The organism is Sporobacter termitidis DSM 10068, from assembly GCF_900130065.1.
GTDB lineage: Bacteria > Bacillota > Clostridia > Oscillospirales > Oscillospiraceae > Sporobacter > Sporobacter termitidis.
This window is the reverse complement of the sequence record NZ_FQXV01000001.1, coordinates 478,678-497,185: the sequence shown is the minus strand read 5'-3', so window position 1 is coordinate 497,185 and position 18,508 is coordinate 478,678. Positions and strand designations below refer to the sequence as shown.

The window sequence follows — 18,508 nt, the reverse complement described above, 5'->3', positions numbered from 1 at the left end:
TATGATTCATCCAAGCGCCGTCGCAAAACGTGCGCCAAATTCAAAAGCGGCCTGCAGCTCAGCGTCGGAGGGGACAAAGCGGCACCTGTACCCCTCTTCAAACACATTCATATTGAGGCCCTTCAGCCTGGAAATAACGGCCGGCACGCCCTCTCCGCTCCAGCCGTAAGAGCCAAAGACAGAAACGGGCCTGCCTTTCGCGCTGATGGCGTCGATACTGTTAACAAGCTGCCACACGGGTAAAAGCGCGTCCTTGTTGATTGTCGGCGTACCGAGCAGGAAAGCGTCGGCAGCGTTCATCCGGCCCGTCAGGCTGCAGGGGTCCGAGACCGTCAGGTCGTAGAGCTCGACGGCAGCGTCTTTAATAACGCTCTTGATGCCCTCGGCGATCCGGGCGGCCAGCGCCGCGGTGTTGCCGTAGGCGCTGCAATAGAAAATGGGGATATCTTTTTGCTGGCGGGGCTCACGGGTGCTCCATTTTGCATACCGGCGCCGGACGTCCTCCAAAAATCCGTTTTTGTGGAGAATGGGGCCGTGACTCGTACAGACGGTTTCGGCGTCCAGCGCGTCCAGCTTGGACAGTCCGCTGAGAACGTACGGCTTGAACGGGCTGAATATGGCGTCGAAATATTCCTCAAGCGCGCGCTCGTAGGCGGACCGGTATTGAAGCTTCAGGTCCGACATCGTCGGCTCACAGAAGTGCGCGCCGAGGAAATCGCAGGTGAAAACGGTCTTTTCGCTTTCAAGATACGTGAACATGGTATCCGGCCAGTGCAAAAACGGGGCGTGGATAAACCGGAGCGTCCGACCGCCGCCGAGCTCCAGCGTCTCGCCGTCCTGAACGGCGCGCATCGCCGGCATCGGCTTGTTCGTAATGAGCGGCAGATAGATGCGGCCGGCCGGCGTTGCCAAAAGCTGCGCGTTCGGCGCCAGATCCAAAAGTCTTGCCAACGAGCCGGAATGGTCGGGTTCGTTATGGTTCATCACAATGTAGTCGATTTTACTCAGGTCGACGATACTTTGGACGTTTTCCACATATTCGTCAAAATATCTGGCATGCACGGTCTCGATCAACACATTCTTTTCGCCGGTCAGCAGGTAAGCGTTGTAAGAAGTGCCGTATTCCGTTTTCATGATGACGTCAAACAGCCGCAGACCGGGGTTCAGAACGCCGACGGAGTAGATACCTTCCCGTATTTTAATTACACCCACAGTAATCAACCTTTCATCATCAGTAAAATGCGCTCTTTATTTTAGCATACCCCGGCCTTTTTTTCTACCTGTTTATGACAGAATACGCTGTTTGCCATATGATTTTCAAATAGCGCCATAGGAAAACTTGTGCTGTTTTTATAGCAATTATGTTCCCCGTATGCTATGATGTCCTTGTTTTGCGGGAGCACCGCCGATTTTTGCCATTTGGGAGACCATTATGACAGACAGAAAAAAACAGAGGATCGCCATCGCGCAGATGCTTATCTGTGCGGCGCTGTGGAGCATCGCCGGAATCTTTATCAAGCTGATCGACTGGAACCCGATGGTCATCTCCGGCTTCCGTGGTCTTTTTGCCGCCGTCACCGTCGGCGTGTATATGCTGATTACAAAACAAAGGCTCTTTCTGTCAAAGCAGGTGCTCCTGTGCGCGTTTTTCCTCGCCGCGACCTTTTCCTGCTTTGTTGTCGCCAACAAGCTGACAACGGCGGCCAACGCCATTGTGCTGCAGTTTACATCCCCGATATTCATCATACTCTTCTCGGCGCTCCTGTTCCGCCAGAAATTCCGGACCTCGGATTACCTGACGGTATTGCTGACCTTTTGCGGTATTGCCGTCTTCTTTGTCAGCGGCCTGCGGGCGGGGCAGCTTGCCGGGAATATCGTCGGGATGCTGGCCGGTGTTTTCATGGCGGGGATGTACCTCTCCGTCAGCCGGACCGACGCCATACAAAAGATGAGCGGCATCTTCTTCGGCCAGGTGCTGACGGCCCTTATCGGCATCCCATTCGTGTTCTTCACCAGAGGCACGGTCACGACGCTGTCCGTTGTTTTTATCGTCATCCTCGGCGTCGTTCAGATCGGTATCCCATACATACTTCTCGCGCTGGCGTCGAATCGCTGCCCGCCGCTGGCCTGCAGTCTGATCGGGGCGCTGGAGCCCCTTTTGAACCCCGTCTGGGTTCTTATCTTTGCCGGCGAGAATCCCGGCATTTTCTCCTTGATCGGCGGCGTCATCGTTATCGGCGCCGTCACCGCCCAATGCGTCCTCCAGGACAAAAGAGCGGCGGGGGAGAGGCCGCCGGAGAAAACGCCCCGATGCGCCGGTTAAGGCGATATAGAAAAGGGCCGCCCACGTCATGCGATGTGGACGGCCTGATTTTTAAAGCGCTTATTTATTCAGCATCCTGCTGAAGGATACGCCGTTTTTGTGGAGAACGACCTCGAGGCGGGTTTTGTCGCCGCGGATGAGGGTTTGGGTAAACTCGAAGACCTCGCCGTTTTCCGTTTTCGTCTGTCGCTGATGGAAGAAGCCCGCACTGCCGCTTTTGCAGCCAAGCAGCGCCGCCTCGTCGGCCGAGAGCTTGACCGCCTCGTAGGTATCCACCGCGGAAGCGGGGACGATGCCGACCTCGTACAGCAGCGAATAAAACGAATGGGTCTCCAGCAGCTCGCGCGTCAGGTTGGGATAGATATACTGCGGGTAAAAGGACGTCTCCAGCATCACAGGCTCGCCGTCGACCCGCCGGATACGCGTGAAGCGATAGACGGGAATGTCGTCCGAATGGAGTGAAAACATCTTCATAATATCGGGCGACGGCTGGATAACGTCAAACTCGATGAGCGTGGAAGACGGGGTCAGACCCATGGCCGACACCTCGCTCGTAAACGAATAGACGTTCTCATTGCGCCGGCGCATCTTCGGCTCGGCGACAAAAGTGCCGCGGCCCTGCTTGCGTATGACAAGCCCCTCATCTTCAAGTGCGCCGATGGCCTGGCGTACGGTAGAGCGGCTGATGCCCAGACCTCTGCACAGCTCCGACTCGGACGGCAGCATGTCGCCGGGGGCCAGTATTCCCGCGGAGACATAACGTTTGATGATTCCGACAAGCTGAAAATACAGAGGTATGTTACCGTCCGTCGTCAGGTCGGCGTTGAGAATGGGGTTAGAATTCATTGTAAAGTTCCTCGCCGTCCAAATTTGCTATTTTTGGTTATTATAACATGTTTTCAGATAATTGCAACGCCAAACTGCGTTTCATTTGTCAAATCCATGAATTGTCATGTCATCTGACCAAATTTTTGACAAATAAAAAAATTTATCATTTTCTGTTTACAACAGGCAGAAAAGATGATATGGTATATCACAGACGTATGATACATTTGCCATATGTGAGATATATGGGTAATCATCACCTGCCATCCGATGCGCCCCTGCACATCGGTTTCCTTTCATCTTTCATCCCAACAGAAAGCGCCCCGTTTCCGGGGCGCTTTCTGTTTTTCGAGGACCCAATTAAGCTGTTTTGAGCTCTTTGACGCCGGTGATTTTGCTGGCGTCGTCCATTTTAAATGAGGACTGCGCGCTTTCGCTGGTGAAGTAGACGTTGCCGTCCACTGTGGCGCCGATCAGCTGAAAGTTATCCGCGGACACGTACAGGTCGCCCTTGAAGGTGCCGTACCAGATGGCGCAGTCGGGACTGTTGATCGTCATCTTCGGGGCGGTCAGGGTATATCTGGCGGTGATGTTGCGGTCTTCATCCTGGGCGTAAAACGCGAGCTTGCGCTGGGAGGCGGGCGGCGTTTTTGTGTTCATAAAGCTGCCGTCGACAGTCAGGTCCTGGGTGATCGTCATATCATTCGTGATGCAGATGATCCAGGTGCCGGTTTTGCCGATGGCGTTCTGAAAGGCCGCCGCCGTGTTCACGATGGATGCGGAGGTGGTGGTGTCCGACGGCGTCTGTGACGGACCGGTGGAGACAAGGGGCGACGTGCTCACAGACGGCGACGGCGTCACGTTCGAGGCCGGCGCGCAGCCGGCCAGCAGCGCGATCAAAAGAACGGACGTCAGGAGCAGAAGTTTGCGTTTCATCAAGATCCTCCTTACGAAGACAAAGTTGTTTTCACATAGATTATCTGCATAAAAGAGGAATTTAATGTATCTCCTGCAACATTTTACTGCTGGAGCGTCCGCTCGGAAACCGTGGCGGTGATCGTTTCGGACCCCATGAAGACATTGTCCACGGAGAGGTCGATCTGATAGACGCCCGGGCCGGGAAAGGTGATGCCGTTGAGCTCCAGCAGGAGGTTGTTGCTCAGGACCTGCGGCGTGGCGTTCAATGCGCCTTCAATCGGAGAGACAATATCCCGGCCGTCATCGTTGACGAACGACAGCCTGAATTTATGCGGCCCCGCCTCGCTCCGGTGAAATACGACGTTTGCCACGTAAAAAAATCTGCTGTACGTCAGGGGATATTTGGGCGCGTTGATATTGCTGAAAATGCCCAGCGCGTTCAGGTTGCCCTGCAAAGAGATATTGGCCGAATCGCAGACAAACGAATATTTGAGTTTCATAGGAAACGCCTCCAATATCCGCATTATATCAGAATCGGCCGCCGTGATACAATATTATTCAGGGAACGACGAAAATATCTTGACAAATCGTGTCGAAATGCTATCATTATTATCAGATAAATCGATAATGGCAAACTTATTGAAAAATAAGGACGCAAAGCCAAGGGTCTAAGGTCGGCGCGGCACACACGCCCCCGACGATGACAGCCGGTTGCCGAAAGTATCATCTTTTATATTGATAAAGGATGAGCTCTTTTCCGGCGTCTGTCGGCAGGGAGCTTTTTATTTTTCAATAGCTTGCGAGAACCGTTTCATCAATACCATGGATAAATCGAAAAGGGCAAACCTGCTGAAAAGCAGGGACGCAAAGCCAAGGGTCTAAGGTCAGCGCGGTATGAACGCCCGGACTACGACAGCCGGTTGCCGAAATTATTCTGTAGAGGATAGGCGTCTCCATTTTACTGTCCGAACAGAATCACGGCGGTATATTTGGAGGCATTTCTATGTCCAAAAGCAGAAAAGTCAGGTTTCTCCCGTTTGTTCTGGCGCTTGCCGCCGTTATTTCCCTCAGCGCGGTCCAAGTGCTGGCGGCAGACGTGCCGGTGGAGGCAGGATCGCCTGCCGCGACGGACAGTCAGGCTGTCGCGAACTATAAGGCCGAAGTCGTCCGCCTTGTGAATATAGAGCGCGAAAAAGCCGGCGTGGCGGACCTTGCGGCCATGGACAAGCTGGCCGATATGGCGGACGTCCGAGCGCAGGAAGCCTCAACGGACTTCAGACATGTCCGACCCGACGGGAGCAGGTGTTTTACGATCTTTGGCGAGTATTCCCTGAGATATTATGCCGCGGGAGAGAATCTGGCCTGTGGCTTTAAAACGCCGGAAGAGGTCGTTAAGGCCTGGATGAACTCGGCCTCCCACAAGCAGAATCTCCTGGACGCCGATTTCACGTACATAGGCATCGGCTATTACCTGAGCGACAGCGGCACGCCCTATTGGTCCCAGCTGTTCTACACGCCGAAATCCTATTAGCGCCAGAATCACCGCTGATATATCTCCGATTATATCAGAACGAAACGCAAGCCGTCCGACTCAGGACGGCTTGCTGTATTTTGTCGCCATTCCCTCAACGGAATCCACTCATGACGATTTGAGATTGCCGATCGCTTTTTGGAAGAGGTATATTAAATATGGATTTTTATGACTGGAAGGGCTGAGGCGATATCAAAACTGCACTCCGTTACATGGCTTTCAGTAAAAGGAAACTCGTTGTTCAGCTGGCCATTAAAATTATCGGGACATTTACGGATCTTCTGCTGCCGCTCATCCTGTCTTATATCATCGACGATATTGTGCCGATGAAGAGGGTAGAGCTGGTACTCCTGTGGGGCGGTGCGATGATTGCCTGCGCGTTTGTCTCCCTGTTCGGCACGATCAGAGCCAACCGCCTCGCGTCGGAGATATCCAGGGATACGACGGAAGCAATGCGGCGGGACCTTTTTGCTGGGGCGATGCGGCTGTCCAGGCGGCAGATGGACCGGTTCACGGCGCCCTCTATCGTGGCGCGGCTCACGTCGGATACATACAACATCCACAACACCATATCCACCGTCCTGCGTCTGGGGATCAGGACGCCGGTGCTCCTTTTGGGCGGCATTATCATGGCCTTTATCCTGGAGCCGGTGCTGACGCTCATCCTCCTGGCGACGCTGCCGGTCATCCTCGCGCTTGTGGTCATCGTATCCAACAAGGGTATCCCGATGTACTCAAAGCTCCAGCAGACGGTCGACAGGCTGGTGCGCGCCGTCCGGGAAAGCACCTCCGGTATCCGCGTGATCAAGGCGCTGTCCAAGACGGAACACGAAAAGGCGCGCTTTGAAAAGGTCAATCAGGAGCTCCGGGAGCGGGAGCAGCGGGCCGGCGTCCTCATGTCGGTTACGAGCCCCGTGATGAATATCATCCTCAACGTGGGACTCGTGCTGGTTATCCTGGCGGGCGCTTATCGCGTCAATATGGGACTGTCGCAGCCGGGCAAGCTCCTGGCGTTCATGACCTATTTTACAATCATTTTAAACGCCATGCTCTGGATCACCAGAGTCTTCATCATGATATCAAGGGCCAGCGCCTCCGGCGACAGGATCGGCGAGGTCGTTAACGCCCCGGAGGAACGCCGTCTTGCCGCCCCGGACCACATGGACAGCGACTATCATGTGAGCTTTGACAACGTGTCCTTTTCTTACAACAAGGTCAAAAACAACGTGGAAAATATCAGCTTCCACCTGAAAAAAGGGGAGACGCTGGGCATCATCGGCCCCACGGGCAGCGGCAAATCGACGATCCTGCAGCTGCTCCTGCGGTTTTACGAGCCGGATGCCGGAACGATCCGGATCGGCGGGGAGAAAATCGACGGTATCGAAAACCTGAGCGAAAAGTTCGGCGTCGTTTTTCAAAACGACGTCTTGTTCGAGGATACGATCGAGAATAACATTATCTTCGGCAGAAGCCTTGGGGCGGCAGAGGCTTTAATGGCCGCCGAGAACGCGCAGGCCGGGGAATTCATCGCCGGATTTCCCGATGGCCTTGGCCACATGCTGTCGGTAAGGGGCCAAAATCTCAGCGGCGGGCAGAAGCAGCGGCTCCTGATCGCCAGGGCTTTGGCCTCCTCGCCGGAGATTCTCATATTGGACGACGCCGCCAGCGCCCTGGACTATAAGACGGACGCCGCGCTGCGCCATGTCCTTAAGACGGCGTACAGGGATACCACCACTCTCATTGTGGCCCAGCGGGTCAGCTCGATCATGTATGCCGACCATATCCTCGTTCTGGAGGACGGCGCCGTTGTCGGCAGCGGCGTGCACGAAGAGCTTCTAAAAAGCTGCGACAGCTACAGGCTCATCGCGGAGCTGCAGATGGGGGGTGGGCGCCGTGGCTGAAATCAAAAAGGAGAAAAAAGCACCGAAAAACTCCGCCGGGCCGAAAAACGGCCGCTATGTCGCGGCGCGCCTGTTCGGCTATCTGTACCGCTTTAAGTGGCTGCTGTTCCTGTCGCTCGTGCTGACCGTTGCCAGCAACTTCCTGTCACTCATTGGGCCGCGCCTGGCCGGTTACGCCATCGACGCCATCACGCCCGGTGTGGGGAAGGTGCAGTTCGACAGGGTCTTCTATTACTGCGCGCTGATGGCGGCGTTCTTCCTGTTTTCTTCGCTGTTTTCCTATGTGATCTCGGTGCTGATGATCCGGCTGAGCCAACGCGTGACGGCGGAGATGCGGGGCGACGTGTTCAGAAAGCTGATGGACCTGCCCGTGGGGTTCTTTGACAAGACGCCGCCGGGAGATATTTTAAGCCGCGTGACCTATGACATCGATACCATCAATACGACGCTGTCCACCTCGGTGGTCCAGATATTGACGAGCCTTATCACCGTCGTCATGTCGTTCGTCATGATGCTGAGCATCAATGTGCCGCTTGTCTCGATCTTTGTCGTGACGATCCCCCTGTCGATTTTCATCACCAGAAGCAAGCTGGGAAAGCTCACGCCGCGTTACAGGCTGCGCACCAGGAAGGTGGGGGAGCTCAACAGCTTCTCAGAGGAGACGGTCACCGGCCATTCCACCGTCAAGGCCTATGGCCGGGAGAGCGTCATGGAGGAGAGATTCGCCTCGCGGCATACCGAAACGATGGACGCCTGGTTCGATGTGGATTATCACCAGTGCACCGTCAACGCCTCCATCAACTTTATCAACAACCTGTCCATGGCGCTCATCTCCGTGGTGGGTGCACTGCTGTATTTCTTCTCCTATCTGAGCCTGGGCAATCTCGCCGCTTTTGTCCTCTATTCCAACAAGTTTTCCGGCCCCATCAGCGAGGCCGCCAATTTGCTGACGGACCTGCAGTCGGCCGCCGCGGCGGCGGAGCGCGTGTTCCTGCTGATCGACGAGGCGCCGGAGCAGGTGGACGCCGAAAACGCGAGGGAACTCGATCATGTCAGGGGCCACGTCAAAATCAGTGACGTCACCTTTGGATACACGCCAGAGAAGGAGATCATCCACAAGCTGAGCCTTGAGGTGCCCCAGGGCGGCCTGATCGCCATCGTCGGCCCCACAGGGGCGGGGAAAACCACCATAATCAATCTGCTGATGCGGTTTTATGACGTCGGCAGCGGCGCCATCTGCATCGACGGAGAGGATATCCGCACCGTGACGCGCAAAAGCCTGCGCCGGGCCTACACCATGGTGCTCCAGGACACCTGGCTCTTCTCCGGGACGATCTTTGAAAATATCGCCTACGCCAGGGAGGATGCGACGATGGACGAGGTGGTGCGGGCGGCCAAGGCGGCCAAGATACACAGCTTCATCGCGTCCCTGCCCGAGGGGTACAACACGGTACTGAGCGACAACGCCGTCAACATCTCCAAGGGCCAGAGGCAGCTCTTGACGATCGCCAGGGCGATGCTCTTAGACTCCAGGATGCTCATACTCGACGAGGCCACCTCCAATGTGGACACGAAGACGGAGCTGGAGATTCAGGACGCTATGTACAGCCTGATGAAAAACAAAACCTGCTTTGTCATCGCCCACCGTCTGTCCACCATCCAAAACGCGGACCATATCCTCGTCATCCAGGACGGCGCGGTCGTGGAGCAGGGGGTCCACGCGGAGCTGATCGCCCGGGACGGGGCGTATTCCAGGTTGTACCACGCGCAGTTTGAAACCTGAACGATAAAAAGGGGCCCGGGTTCTTTATGATCCCGGGCCCGATGCGTGGCGGCGCATGACGTATCAGTATCTGATCTTATAACGCCGTTTCGGATATTTTGCCCGTTTCCCGGGATTGATTATCAACACAGCGAAGAGAATGACCAATATGGCGATGCCGGTCCGCGCGCAGATGACCGCCTGCTGTACATCCTTGCCGGCAGAAGGCTGTGCCGGCGTCACGCTTTCCTGGAGCTTTGGCGCGGTATTTTCCGTTTTGGTGCCGAAGGTGGTATATGCCACGACCTTCGCGCCGATATCTCTGTCGGATACCAGATTGACCTTGCCCAGCGAAGCGCCGCCCACGACAAAATCGAGCGTGCCCAAAACGTCGCCCTTTTTAACGGGAGCCTTGATATCGGAATTCAGCTGAATGTTTTTCTTGATATCCCACTTGCCCTGATCGTTCGGCAAAACGGCGGACAGCTTGGTTTCCGCGACCACTGCGGCGCTATCGGGCTCCGCGCCGCTGATGCTGATATTTTGTACGTACTGTCCCACGTCCGCCAAGGTTTGAACGGAATAACTTTTAAATCCGAATTCCAGCAGCGCTTTTGAATCGGCATCCACTTCTTTTTCGGAATGATCTCCCAGAACGACGGCGATCAGCTGCATGCCGCTGTCGTTCGATGCCGCCGAAACCAGGTCCCAGCCTGCCGGACTCGTAAAGCCGGACTTGATGCCGTCGACCCTGGTGAAATAATCCGACGTTTCCTTCAGAAATTTGTTCACCGTACGCAGCTGGCGCGCCTCGTGGCCGTTGGTCTTGGACATGGTGTAGGACGATTTTGTAACGATCTTGCGGAATTCCGGCAGCGTCATGGCGTATCGCGCCATAAGAGACAGGTCTCTGGCCGTTGTATAGTGCTCGGCGTCGTGGATGCCGCTGGCATTTGTAAAATGCGTGTTGGCGGCACCCAGCTCTTTGGCTTTGGCGTTCATCATATCGATAAAATCCTGCCTTGTGGCTGCTAAATTCTCTGCCAGAACATTGGCCGCGTCGTTGGCTGAATATATGAGCGTCGCGTTCAGGAGGTCCTGCATGCTGAGCTTCTCGCCGGACTTCAGCCCGATATTCATCCCGTCCGGGCCGATGTCCGCCGCCGCCGCCGCGGTGGCGGTCATCATCTGGTCAAGCTCGCCCTTTTCCAGGGCGAGAGCGCCGGTGAGTATTTTGGTGGTGCTGGCCGGATACGCTTTACGGTCGGCATTTTTCTCGCACAGGACCAGGCCCGAGGCGGCATCGATCAGTATGTAGGAGGTCGAGCTGATATTGCCGGGAGAGACGTCATTTGCGCTGGGACTTGCAGCCTGCCCGCCAACGGCGCACAGAGCGGAAAGAATAATCAAAAAAGCGGTGAATAAGCATTTTTTCATCATAAACCTCATATAGCCGATGATTAAAATTGGGCGATATCATTGGTATTTAAACAGGATGTCGTCACAGTATATGATTAAAAACGCCGTATTATGTAAATAAAAAAGGCCATGCAAGCCGCATGGCCTTTCGTTCGTGACTTGTTATTCAGCCGGATACGATTATTTCCATTCCCCATGCCAGCGCCCTGTGACGGCCGCGTCGATACAGTCGTCCTGGGAGCCGTAGCAGACGCCCAACGGGTCGTTCGGGTAGCAGCCGGTGATATAGTAGGACTGCTTTGCAGAATCCACCGCCAAATTTTTCACACCTTCCGGCACGCCGCCCATGGCGGCAAGGCAGGTGCCTGTCATCAGATACGCGCCGGCGTCCTTAAACGTCTTTACATAGCCCAAGTCCTTGGCGACGCTGTACAGCCAGGGAGTTGACATGATCCAGAGCGGGACCTTGCATTTTTTGCCCTCCAGCTTACGGGCCAGGAGCATCAGATCGACGATATTCAGATGCGGGCAGCCGAGGTACACCAAATCCACGGTATCTGCCGTGTGATAATTCAGCGTTTCATATGCCCTTTTCAGTTCGGCCTCTCCGATCATGGTCTCACGCCTTGGCTTTTTGCCCCCGAACGCCATTTCCACCGTGTGCGCCTCCGGCGTCGAACCGGGGATGTGGTACATACGGACGTTGCCGCCGGTGTTCATGCCGGAATTCAGCTTCATAAACTGGGTGGTGTTCGGCTTCGCCGTGCCGGTGAGGCAGGGAATGGCCACGCCGCACTCCTCGCCCACCGCGAAGCCGAAGACGTCCCATTCCAGGTCCGACTGAATGCGCCGCTCGGTTTTGACGAGAATGGTGGCATGGCGGTTCTCGGTGACGTGCATATCGTAATATGCCGCCTTGCCCAGAAAGCAGGTGGCAAAGCTGCCGTCAATATTCGTGCGCGCACCCAGCACCGCGTTGCAATAGGGAACGGCAGAGCTCTCGTTCCAGGAGCAGTGCTGCCCCATCGTGGGCAGATAGGTGGCCGTGAGGTACGACGCGCAGGAGTGCGTCGTCATCATGCCCATTTTTCTGTAAAGAGCGTAATAATCGTCATGCATGGCCTTTTTGTGAAATTCCGGGTCATCGTGGCAGTTTGTGCCGTAGGTGCACATGTGGCAGTGCTCCCAGCCCTGCACCGGCGTCAGCTCGCCGAATGGGGACTTGTTGGCAAAGGTGGGGATTTTGAATGTGGCACCGCTCTCAGCCAGAGCCTTGAGCTCCTCGAAGGGGAACTCATAAAAGGGTACCATGGCCGTCCGGGGCGTGTGAAAGTCGCCGGTCCCGTCAAGGTCGACCAGCTTTTCCGCGCCGGCAACATTGGCCGTTTCCACGATAAACTCCATGCAAAGCTGCGCAACATGTCCTTCCTCGCCCTGGAGGATACGTTTTTCTTCGTCCTTCAAAAATACCATTGCGATCACTTAATCCTTCTTCGTAATTTCGATATACCCCTCGTCGGCATTGACCAGTACGAGGTCGCCCGACGCGATGTAATCCATCGGGTCTTTTTCAAAGTCGGTCATGGATGGAATCCGCCCGACCATCGCGCATGCCACGCTCAGGGGCGTACCTTCCGTATGGACGAACGCCGCCGGCTTGGCCCCGGCGCCGTACATCATAAAGCCGCCTGAGCCTCTGGGGGATGGGTAGACGAGCACCTTGCCCGTATAAGACACCTTGAACAGCGGATGGTTGCGCTCGGTCGTATACCCGTGCAGGGGATCGCAGTTGGTAAACCCCTCCAGCGGTTTGCGCGAAACGATGGCTTCCGCTTCCACGCACCCGGGGAATTCGCCCCGGCCCTTGATTCTGATTTTCTTCATAGCGTTCCTCTTTTCGTTTAATGGGCCGAAACCACGCTGACGCGTGGTTTCGGCTCCGGCAAATATAATAAAAAGGGAGGTTAGCAAGCAGATTACGCGCTCGTCACGCCGTATGTCTTGGCGATGTCGTCCTGTACGGTTTTGTATGTATCCACCGTGACCATCTGGTCGCCGGCAAAGAAGGTGGAGGCTTTATCGCCCGGCTGCTTATTTTCCTGCCAGAGCGTCTCCGGCGTGGCCCGGCCGTCTATGAGCGCTATCAGGCCGCTCAGGGCGGGGACGATGTAGTTATAGTTGTACACAGCATAGGAGGCGACCCAGTTGCCCGTGTAGCCGGCGTCCCATTCCTTCGGGAGAATGTTGGCGCCGCTGGTGAGGATCATGGTCTTATCGGTCATATCAAGCGTCTCGGTGGCGCGGGTGGCGCCCTGTCCGAAGTTTTCAACGCTGCCGTCGATGAACCAGTACTTCACATCCGGGTTGCCCGACAGGATCCCGGAGGCCTTGTCGAACGCATTCTGCTCGTTCAGCGTCAGGCCGGCCAGGTCGCCGATAATGATCTCGTTGCCGGGGAACAGCTCCTTAAACTTATCCTTGACGCCGTCCATGCGCTCGATAAGGTCGGGGTTTGTGGAGTATTCCAGCGTCAGCAGGGCGATATCGGCCGGATTGGCGTCTTTCCAATAGGTCTTGTAGTTGTCAAAGAACCACTGGACCTGGGTGTTGCCGTTCTTGTACTGGTCAAGAATGACCGTCGGCACCTGATTGGAGCCGTTTTCATCGCGGTACGCGTTGACCGTGAATACATACGGCGTCTTGAGCTCGGCCATGATCTCGACGATGCGCGGGAAGATGACGGCATCGGGCTCGATCACATAGCCGTCGTAGCCTTCCTGAGAGGCAACCTCCAGGTTCTGCACGAAGGTGTCGTCATCGTTGTTGGCGCTGTAGTCCTTGCAGGTGAAGTTCAGTACGGTCTGCATCGTTTTCATCGCGTCGAAATGCGCTGTTTCAAGGGCCAGTGTCGACAGATAGAAGTAGCCGATTTTGTAAGTCTTCCTGTTGGCGGCGCTGGTCTTGGCGTCGTCAAAATAGCCGACGGTGCCCTGTGTGGGAGCTGTGGGGCTTGCGGAGGCTTCGGCGCTGGGGGATGAACTGGGTGATGTGCTTGCACTCGGTGTTGTTTGCGGAGAACTGCTGCTGCAGGCGAAAAGAGAGAGTGCTAAGATGAGAGCGAGTAAGATTGCTGCTGCCTTTTTCATAGTTATCTCCTTTCAGAATTTCAGCGGTACAGAGGCTGGGATTTATAGAAGTTCACAAAACACATCTAGATTATATGTCGCTTTTTGTGGATTGTACAATATCAAAACATATCTGCCGCCATAGCTCAACAGGAATACCAAATGCCGGGGCAGGGAATAGTTACCAGTTTCCGTGGAGCCGCGCGCCTTGGTCCGTCAGCTTTTTTTGGAGCGCGGCAACGTCAAGCGACGGGAAATCATCACTCATGGACGCGGCTGTCCCGGCGGCCTGGCCGGTGACGGCGCAGGGCGGAATGACGCGTGTGATGTCCCACATATCGTCGGTGACGGAGATATCCCGGCCGGCGGCCAGAAGGTTGGGGACCTCGCGGCAATAAAGCGTCCCGAAGGGGAGCTCAAAAGCCGGTCCGCGCTTTCTCCAGTCCCCGGTCATACCGATGCTGTCCGCCATATGCTTCTTGTTTTCCGACTCGTCCATGGTATACGCGCCGGCCAGCCTTCGCGACATCCTCACAAGCGGGATAGCGGAGGCCTGGGTCGGGACATACTCCGGGTCGGCTTCCCGGTGCTTCAGAATGTCCTCGTACATTTTTGCGTGGCCGGCCAGCACCACCCTGGAGAGCTCAAAGCCGTCGACGCCGGAGAAGCGCGTCCCCTTGTCCAGGCTCTCCACCATGGCCGTATCCTTCGGCACAACGCCGGAGCCGCCGCCGGCGGGGACCCGTTTCTGACTCGGCGCGATATCCGCCAGACCGAACATCTTCAGCGACACCTTACCCTCGCTGAAGTAGTAATACCAGTTGGCAAGTCCGTTCCCCTTGCTGTGCAGCACTGTTTGGGCACCGGAAAGATGGCATACGTCGGCGTCTCCCGTGCAGTCGATAACAGACCGGACGGCAATGGCGGTGCGGCCAGACTTGTTTTCAATGATCACCGCGCCGATTTTGCTCCCGTCCCTGACGACGCCGACGGCTGTCGAGCCGTACAGGATGGTGATCCCGAGCGCCGTCATCACCTGCTCGGCGCGGAGCGCGAACAGATGAGGGTTGAACTGCGTGATATACCTGTTTTGGATACGCTCCTCCAGCGTCCCATTTTCAAGCCACGCCTTCGGATAGGCTGCCTCGGCGCCGTGGGCGATAGAGAGCTTCAACAGCTCCTCCCCAAGGCCGAAGACAAGCTGCTCCCCCTGACCGTCGCACAGGGGAAGATATATCGTGACGAGGCCCAGCGTCGCCATGCCGCCAAGGCCGTATTCCCGCTCCAGCAGGATGACCCTGGCGCCGTTTCTGGCCGCCGCGATCGCCGCGGCCATCCCGGCGATGCCGGCGCCGGCCACGAGAACGTCGCAGGACAGGGCGATTTCCGTTTGCCTTTCAGGCTCTATGACATACTGCTTCATGTTCTGGCTCCTATATCGTTATTTTTGATCTGACATTCCGTTTTGGGCTTGCGAGGCTTTTTGTGGCGCAGGGCAGGCCGGACTGGCATTTGCCGCAGCCGTAGCGGGGCGCGAACTTACTGCCGATTTTTCGCAGGTAGGCCGAGCACTTGTCGATGTCCTTGCCGTCCGCCGACAGTGCGCCGCCGGGACAGGCGGGATAGCACGCGCCGCATTCGGCGCAGTAATCGTAGATACCCTCGTAATCCTTTTCATCCGGCGTTGTCTCCCAATCGGTCACAACGCTGACCAGGCGGCCGCAGCAGCCGCGCTTTGAGATGAAATTCGTCATGCGCCCGAAGGTGCCGAGGCCGGTGATAAAGCCCACGTGCCGCTCCGACCAGTTGCTGGAGAACGCCGGGATCGGCAGGCCTGTCTGATCCCGGGATGTGCGCATGAGAAACCTGTCGTCGATATATGGCACCACGGCCCTGTAGCCTTCACGGATGAGGGCGTCACGGACGAGCGCGCCGGTCGCTAGCAGGTGCTGCTGCCCGTCCACCCGGGTAAAGAGCCATTCCCAGGAGGGCTCGGCGGGATTTTCTGTGTTAGAGGAGATAACGCGCTCCGTAAAGGGGAGAAACAGCGAGATGACCGATTTTGCCCCGGGGAGCCAGTCCTCCGGCAGCAGGTGATGAGGCCCGACCACCTCCGGCCGTTGGAGCTTTTTAAAGCCCTCGTCCGAGGCCGCGCCAACGGCGAGGACCGGGGGCAGGAAAAAGCGCATGCCGACATAGCGGCTGTCCTTGTCTTTGTTGAGCGCCGTACCGTCGCTGTCGCCGCCGTGATAATTGTTGCGCGCGAAGTTGTTGGCGAAAAAGCCGCTGGCCAGCTTGTTCAGCGCTTCCGCGTCATCCGCTTCCGGAGTCAGGTAATTTGTGGGGGAGCTTTCAGAGAATTCCGCGGTAAGCTTCAGCAAATCCTCTCTGTGCATGGGATACCTCCATAGTGACGGCGCCGGATACCGGCGGCCGCCGAGTTTTTTCCTATTATAAAATGCCGGCGGGTTCATGTACAATTCGATTTTCGGGTCCCTGATATAACCAACACGTACAGCCAATATGAATATTTGCGCTTGAAATAACCCATACGTCATGGTATATTTCAAGGAGACTGCGCTGTCAGATTACACATATTTCATGGGTTTGGAGGCGGCTTTGGTGTATAATATCACATTTCAGCAGCTGGCGACATTTTTTGCTGTTGCAGACCACCTGAATATATCCGAGACGGCAAACGCCATGTACATATCGCAATCAGCCCTGAGCAAAACGATACACCGGCTTGAGGACGGCCTGGGCATGAAGCTGTTTTTGCGGAGCAACCGGGGCCTGGCGCTGTCAAAAGAGGGAGAGTTTTTATATTCAAAGTTGCGCACTCCGTATAACAATATGTGCAAGAACATCCAGCTTGCCAAGGATATGAAAAAAGCCAAGATCATCCGTATCGGGTACCCCAGTACATACGACGCCAGCAACGATTACGACAAGCTCAAAAGGCTCATCGACGACTATGCCGCCCGCCACCCGGAAATCGAGCTCAGCGAGATCCTGTACGATTTCATGGACCTGAAGCATGCGCTGCTTTACGGAGATGTGGATATCATCTTTTCGCATGATTTTATCTTCAACAACGTCCCTCACGTGTCCACGAAAAGAGTCTGCCGGAGCAGGACGTGCCTGGCAATGTCAAAAAAGCACCCGTTTGCCGTCTATAACAGCTTCAGCGAGCTCATAAAAGAAGATTTTGAAAAGGAATACTTTTACGCGCTGATCATCGACGACGAGATCAGCGACAGGGAGAGGAGCCTGTCCAGACTGAAAAAATACGGCATTGTCCCAAAGGATATGCAGTATGTGCTGAACTTCCAGTCGCTTATGCGCGCCATCCGGCAGGGAAAGGGCATGACCGTCGGCGGGTATTTTCCAAACGTCCCCGGGCACGAGGAGATCAAATTCATCGATATGCCGCAGAAAAAGGACGACCCGTATCTGGTGGTGGCCTGGCGGACCGACGATCTTTCCAAAGAGGCGCAGGACTTCATCAATATCATCCCGGACGACCCCGAAGGCATGACCGTTTTCGGGCACGGAAAAGACGAAATGTTATAAAAAGGCAAAGCGCCGCACGGCAAACCCGTGCGGCGCTTTTTTGCCGCCTTGTCCGGTATAACAGAGGCCGCCGCCGACAATTACCTGATGGTTATGACAGGCGGTCTTAATCGAGATTGACAGGACTTTTTGTTTTCTTTAGACTAAAAATAAACAATATTATGGCCTTGTTTCGTCAAGAAGCAAGAACGGGGGTGTATCAATTGGATGTCAAGGAAACAGTCAAGGAAACAGCGTTCAAGCTCGGGATGGATCTCTGCGGCATTGCCGGTGTTGACAGGTTCGGCGAATCGCCCCAGGGGCGGCACCCGTGCGAGATTCTGCCAGGCTGCAAATCGGTCATCGTTGTCGGGGTCCGGCTTCTGGACGGCGCCGTCCAGGTCAACTTCCGGGCCTTTGAGGACGGCAGAAGAGACCTGAAGGGCATTTACGGAACATATGGATATTCCATGCTGCCGAATTTTGAGCTGACATACGCCTGTTACGGCATCGCGCAGTTCATCGAGCGCACCACGGGCGCCTGTGCCACGCCCTGCTCCACCGGCCCGATGACGAACGGGGTACAGCTCAGCCTGCGCCACGCCGCCGTCGCCGCGGGCCTTGGCGAGCTCGGCTGGCATGGGCTTGTCATGACGCCGGAATTCGGCCCGCGCAACAGGTTCGGCGTGATTTTGACCACGCTGGAGCTGGAGCCGGACCCCCTGTATGACGGAAAGCCCCTGTGCAGCCCAGCGTGCGGCATCTGTACCAGCGTCTGTCCCACCGGCGCCCTCAGCAAATACGGCGAAGGGGAGCATTATGTCGCCAGTCCCGGCGGCAAGCGCATGGAATATTGCCGTATCGACTGGAATAAATGTCAGATGGCGACTCTCGCCCTGACGAAAGAACTCGGCGGCAGAGAGGACTACGTGACCACACCCGAGCCCACGTCAAAAGATATCCTGGAAGCCCAGGCGTGCATGCCGGTCTATGAGGGCGGCCTGCAGCACCACACCTCCCATAACTGCGGCAAGTGCCTGTCCTACTGCCCGGCGGGAAACTGGGGAGAGAAATTCAAGAAGACTGGCATCAGCAGGGGCGCCATGGCCGGTAAGAAAGGGTAGCGCCCGAGGGTACGGTACCCCGCGGCAT

At 56.1% G+C, this 18,508-nt stretch carries 16 protein-coding genes and 2 riboswitches; of the genes, 6 read left to right on the top strand and 10 right to left on the bottom strand.

What is annotated here, in order from left to right; genetic code table 11:
* Nucleotides 1-6: 6 nt before the first annotated feature.
* Nucleotides 7-1,212, bottom strand: a complete 1,206-nt coding sequence (locus tag BUB60_RS02340; RefSeq protein ID WP_073076009.1) for an FprA family A-type flavoprotein — start codon at nucleotides 1,210-1,212, stop codon at nucleotides 7-9.
* 220 nt (nucleotides 1,213-1,432) lie between these two features.
* Between BUB60_RS02340 and BUB60_RS02335 the strand changes: the two genes are divergently transcribed.
* The gene (locus BUB60_RS02335) at nucleotides 1,433-2,323 is read left to right on the top strand and encodes a DMT family transporter (RefSeq protein WP_073076008.1); all 891 of its coding nucleotides are present in this window, start codon (nucleotides 1,433-1,435) and stop codon (nucleotides 2,321-2,323) included.
* A gap of 60 nt (nucleotides 2,324-2,383) precedes the next feature.
* On the opposite strand, the gene BUB60_RS02330 is transcribed toward BUB60_RS02335, so the two are convergent.
* The 3 genes from BUB60_RS02330 to BUB60_RS02320 all read right to left on the bottom strand — a co-directional run bounded on the left by BUB60_RS02330 (nucleotide 2,384) and on the right by BUB60_RS02320 (nucleotide 4,566).
* On the bottom strand, nucleotides 2,384-3,169 hold the full coding sequence (locus BUB60_RS02330; protein WP_073076007.1) for a GntR family transcriptional regulator: 786 nt from the start codon (nucleotides 3,167-3,169) through the stop codon (nucleotides 2,384-2,386).
* A gap of 339 nt (nucleotides 3,170-3,508) precedes the next feature.
* Entirely contained in the window at nucleotides 3,509-4,084 is a 576-nt protein-coding gene (locus tag BUB60_RS02325; RefSeq protein ID WP_073076006.1) for a hypothetical protein, read from the bottom strand.
* Nucleotides 4,085-4,167: 83 nt separating this feature from the next.
* Nucleotides 4,168-4,566, bottom strand: a complete 399-nt coding sequence (locus BUB60_RS02320; protein WP_073076005.1) for a DUF6941 family protein — start codon at nucleotides 4,564-4,566, stop codon at nucleotides 4,168-4,170.
* Nucleotides 4,567-4,685: 119 nt separating this feature from the next.
* Nucleotides 4,686-4,785: riboswitch (cyclic di-GMP riboswitch) on the top strand.
* A 110-nt stretch (nucleotides 4,786-4,895) separates the two neighbouring features.
* A riboswitch (cyclic di-GMP riboswitch) is annotated at nucleotides 4,896-4,994 on the top strand.
* Nucleotides 4,995-5,069: 75 nt separating this feature from the next.
* Between BUB60_RS02320 and BUB60_RS02315 the strand changes: the two genes are divergently transcribed.
* The 3 genes from BUB60_RS02315 to BUB60_RS02305 all read left to right on the top strand — a co-directional run bounded on the left by BUB60_RS02315 (nucleotide 5,070) and on the right by BUB60_RS02305 (nucleotide 9,281).
* Nucleotides 5,070-5,597, top strand: a complete 528-nt coding sequence (locus tag BUB60_RS02315; protein ID WP_073076004.1) for a CAP domain-containing protein — start codon at nucleotides 5,070-5,072, stop codon at nucleotides 5,595-5,597.
* Between the two features lie 212 nt (nucleotides 5,598-5,809).
* A complete protein-coding gene (locus BUB60_RS02310) occupies nucleotides 5,810-7,498 on the top strand; it encodes an ABC transporter ATP-binding protein (RefSeq protein ID WP_073076003.1) in 1,689 nt (562 codons plus the stop codon).
* Complete coding sequence (locus BUB60_RS02305; protein WP_242941128.1) at nucleotides 7,491-9,281, top strand: ABC transporter ATP-binding protein; 1,791 nt, start codon at nucleotides 7,491-7,493, stop codon at nucleotides 9,279-9,281. The genes BUB60_RS02310 and BUB60_RS02305 overlap by 8 nt, the downstream gene beginning before the upstream one ends.
* A 63-nt stretch (nucleotides 9,282-9,344) precedes the next feature.
* Here the strand turns inward: BUB60_RS02305 and BUB60_RS02300 are convergent, their stop codons facing one another.
* The 6 genes from BUB60_RS02300 to BUB60_RS02275 all read right to left on the bottom strand — a co-directional run bounded on the left by BUB60_RS02300 (nucleotide 9,345) and on the right by BUB60_RS02275 (nucleotide 16,200).
* The gene (locus BUB60_RS02300) at nucleotides 9,345-10,697 is read right to left on the bottom strand and encodes a D-alanyl-D-alanine carboxypeptidase family protein (RefSeq protein ID WP_073076001.1); all 1,353 of its coding nucleotides are present in this window, start codon (nucleotides 10,695-10,697) and stop codon (nucleotides 9,345-9,347) included.
* Between the two features lie 162 nt (nucleotides 10,698-10,859).
* Nucleotides 10,860-12,152 carry an aconitase X gene (locus tag BUB60_RS02295; protein ID WP_073076000.1) on the bottom strand — a complete coding sequence of 431 codons (1,293 nt, stop codon included), beginning with the start codon at nucleotides 12,150-12,152 and terminating at the stop codon, nucleotides 10,860-10,862.
* 9 nt (nucleotides 12,153-12,161) lie between these two features.
* Nucleotides 12,162-12,563, bottom strand: a complete 402-nt coding sequence (locus BUB60_RS02290; RefSeq protein WP_073075999.1) for an aconitase X swivel domain-containing protein — start codon at nucleotides 12,561-12,563, stop codon at nucleotides 12,162-12,164.
* A 92-nt stretch (nucleotides 12,564-12,655) separates the two neighbouring features.
* Nucleotides 12,656-13,825 carry a substrate-binding domain-containing protein gene (locus BUB60_RS02285; protein WP_073075998.1) on the bottom strand — a complete coding sequence of 390 codons (1,170 nt, stop codon included), beginning with the start codon at nucleotides 13,823-13,825 and terminating at the stop codon, nucleotides 12,656-12,658.
* A gap of 160 nt (nucleotides 13,826-13,985) precedes the next feature.
* Nucleotides 13,986-15,227 (bottom strand): FAD-dependent oxidoreductase, encoded by a 1,242-nt coding sequence (locus BUB60_RS02280; protein WP_073075997.1) that lies wholly within the window; start codon nucleotides 15,225-15,227, stop codon nucleotides 13,986-13,988.
* 10 nt (nucleotides 15,228-15,237) lie between these two features.
* The gene (locus BUB60_RS02275; protein ID WP_084726180.1) at nucleotides 15,238-16,200 is read right to left on the bottom strand and encodes an epoxyqueuosine reductase; all 963 of its coding nucleotides are present in this window, start codon (nucleotides 16,198-16,200) and stop codon (nucleotides 15,238-15,240) included.
* A 226-nt stretch (nucleotides 16,201-16,426) separates the two neighbouring features.
* Between BUB60_RS02275 and BUB60_RS02270 the strand changes: the two genes are divergently transcribed.
* Complete coding sequence (locus BUB60_RS02270; RefSeq protein WP_159435329.1) at nucleotides 16,427-17,377, top strand: LysR family transcriptional regulator; 951 nt, start codon at nucleotides 16,427-16,429, stop codon at nucleotides 17,375-17,377.
* Nucleotides 17,378-17,580: 203 nt separating this feature from the next.
* Nucleotides 17,581-18,480: an epoxyqueuosine reductase gene (locus BUB60_RS20040; protein WP_073075995.1), complete on the top strand. Its 900-nt coding sequence runs from the start codon at nucleotides 17,581-17,583 to the stop codon at nucleotides 18,478-18,480.
* Nucleotides 18,481-18,508 lie beyond the last annotated feature (28 nt).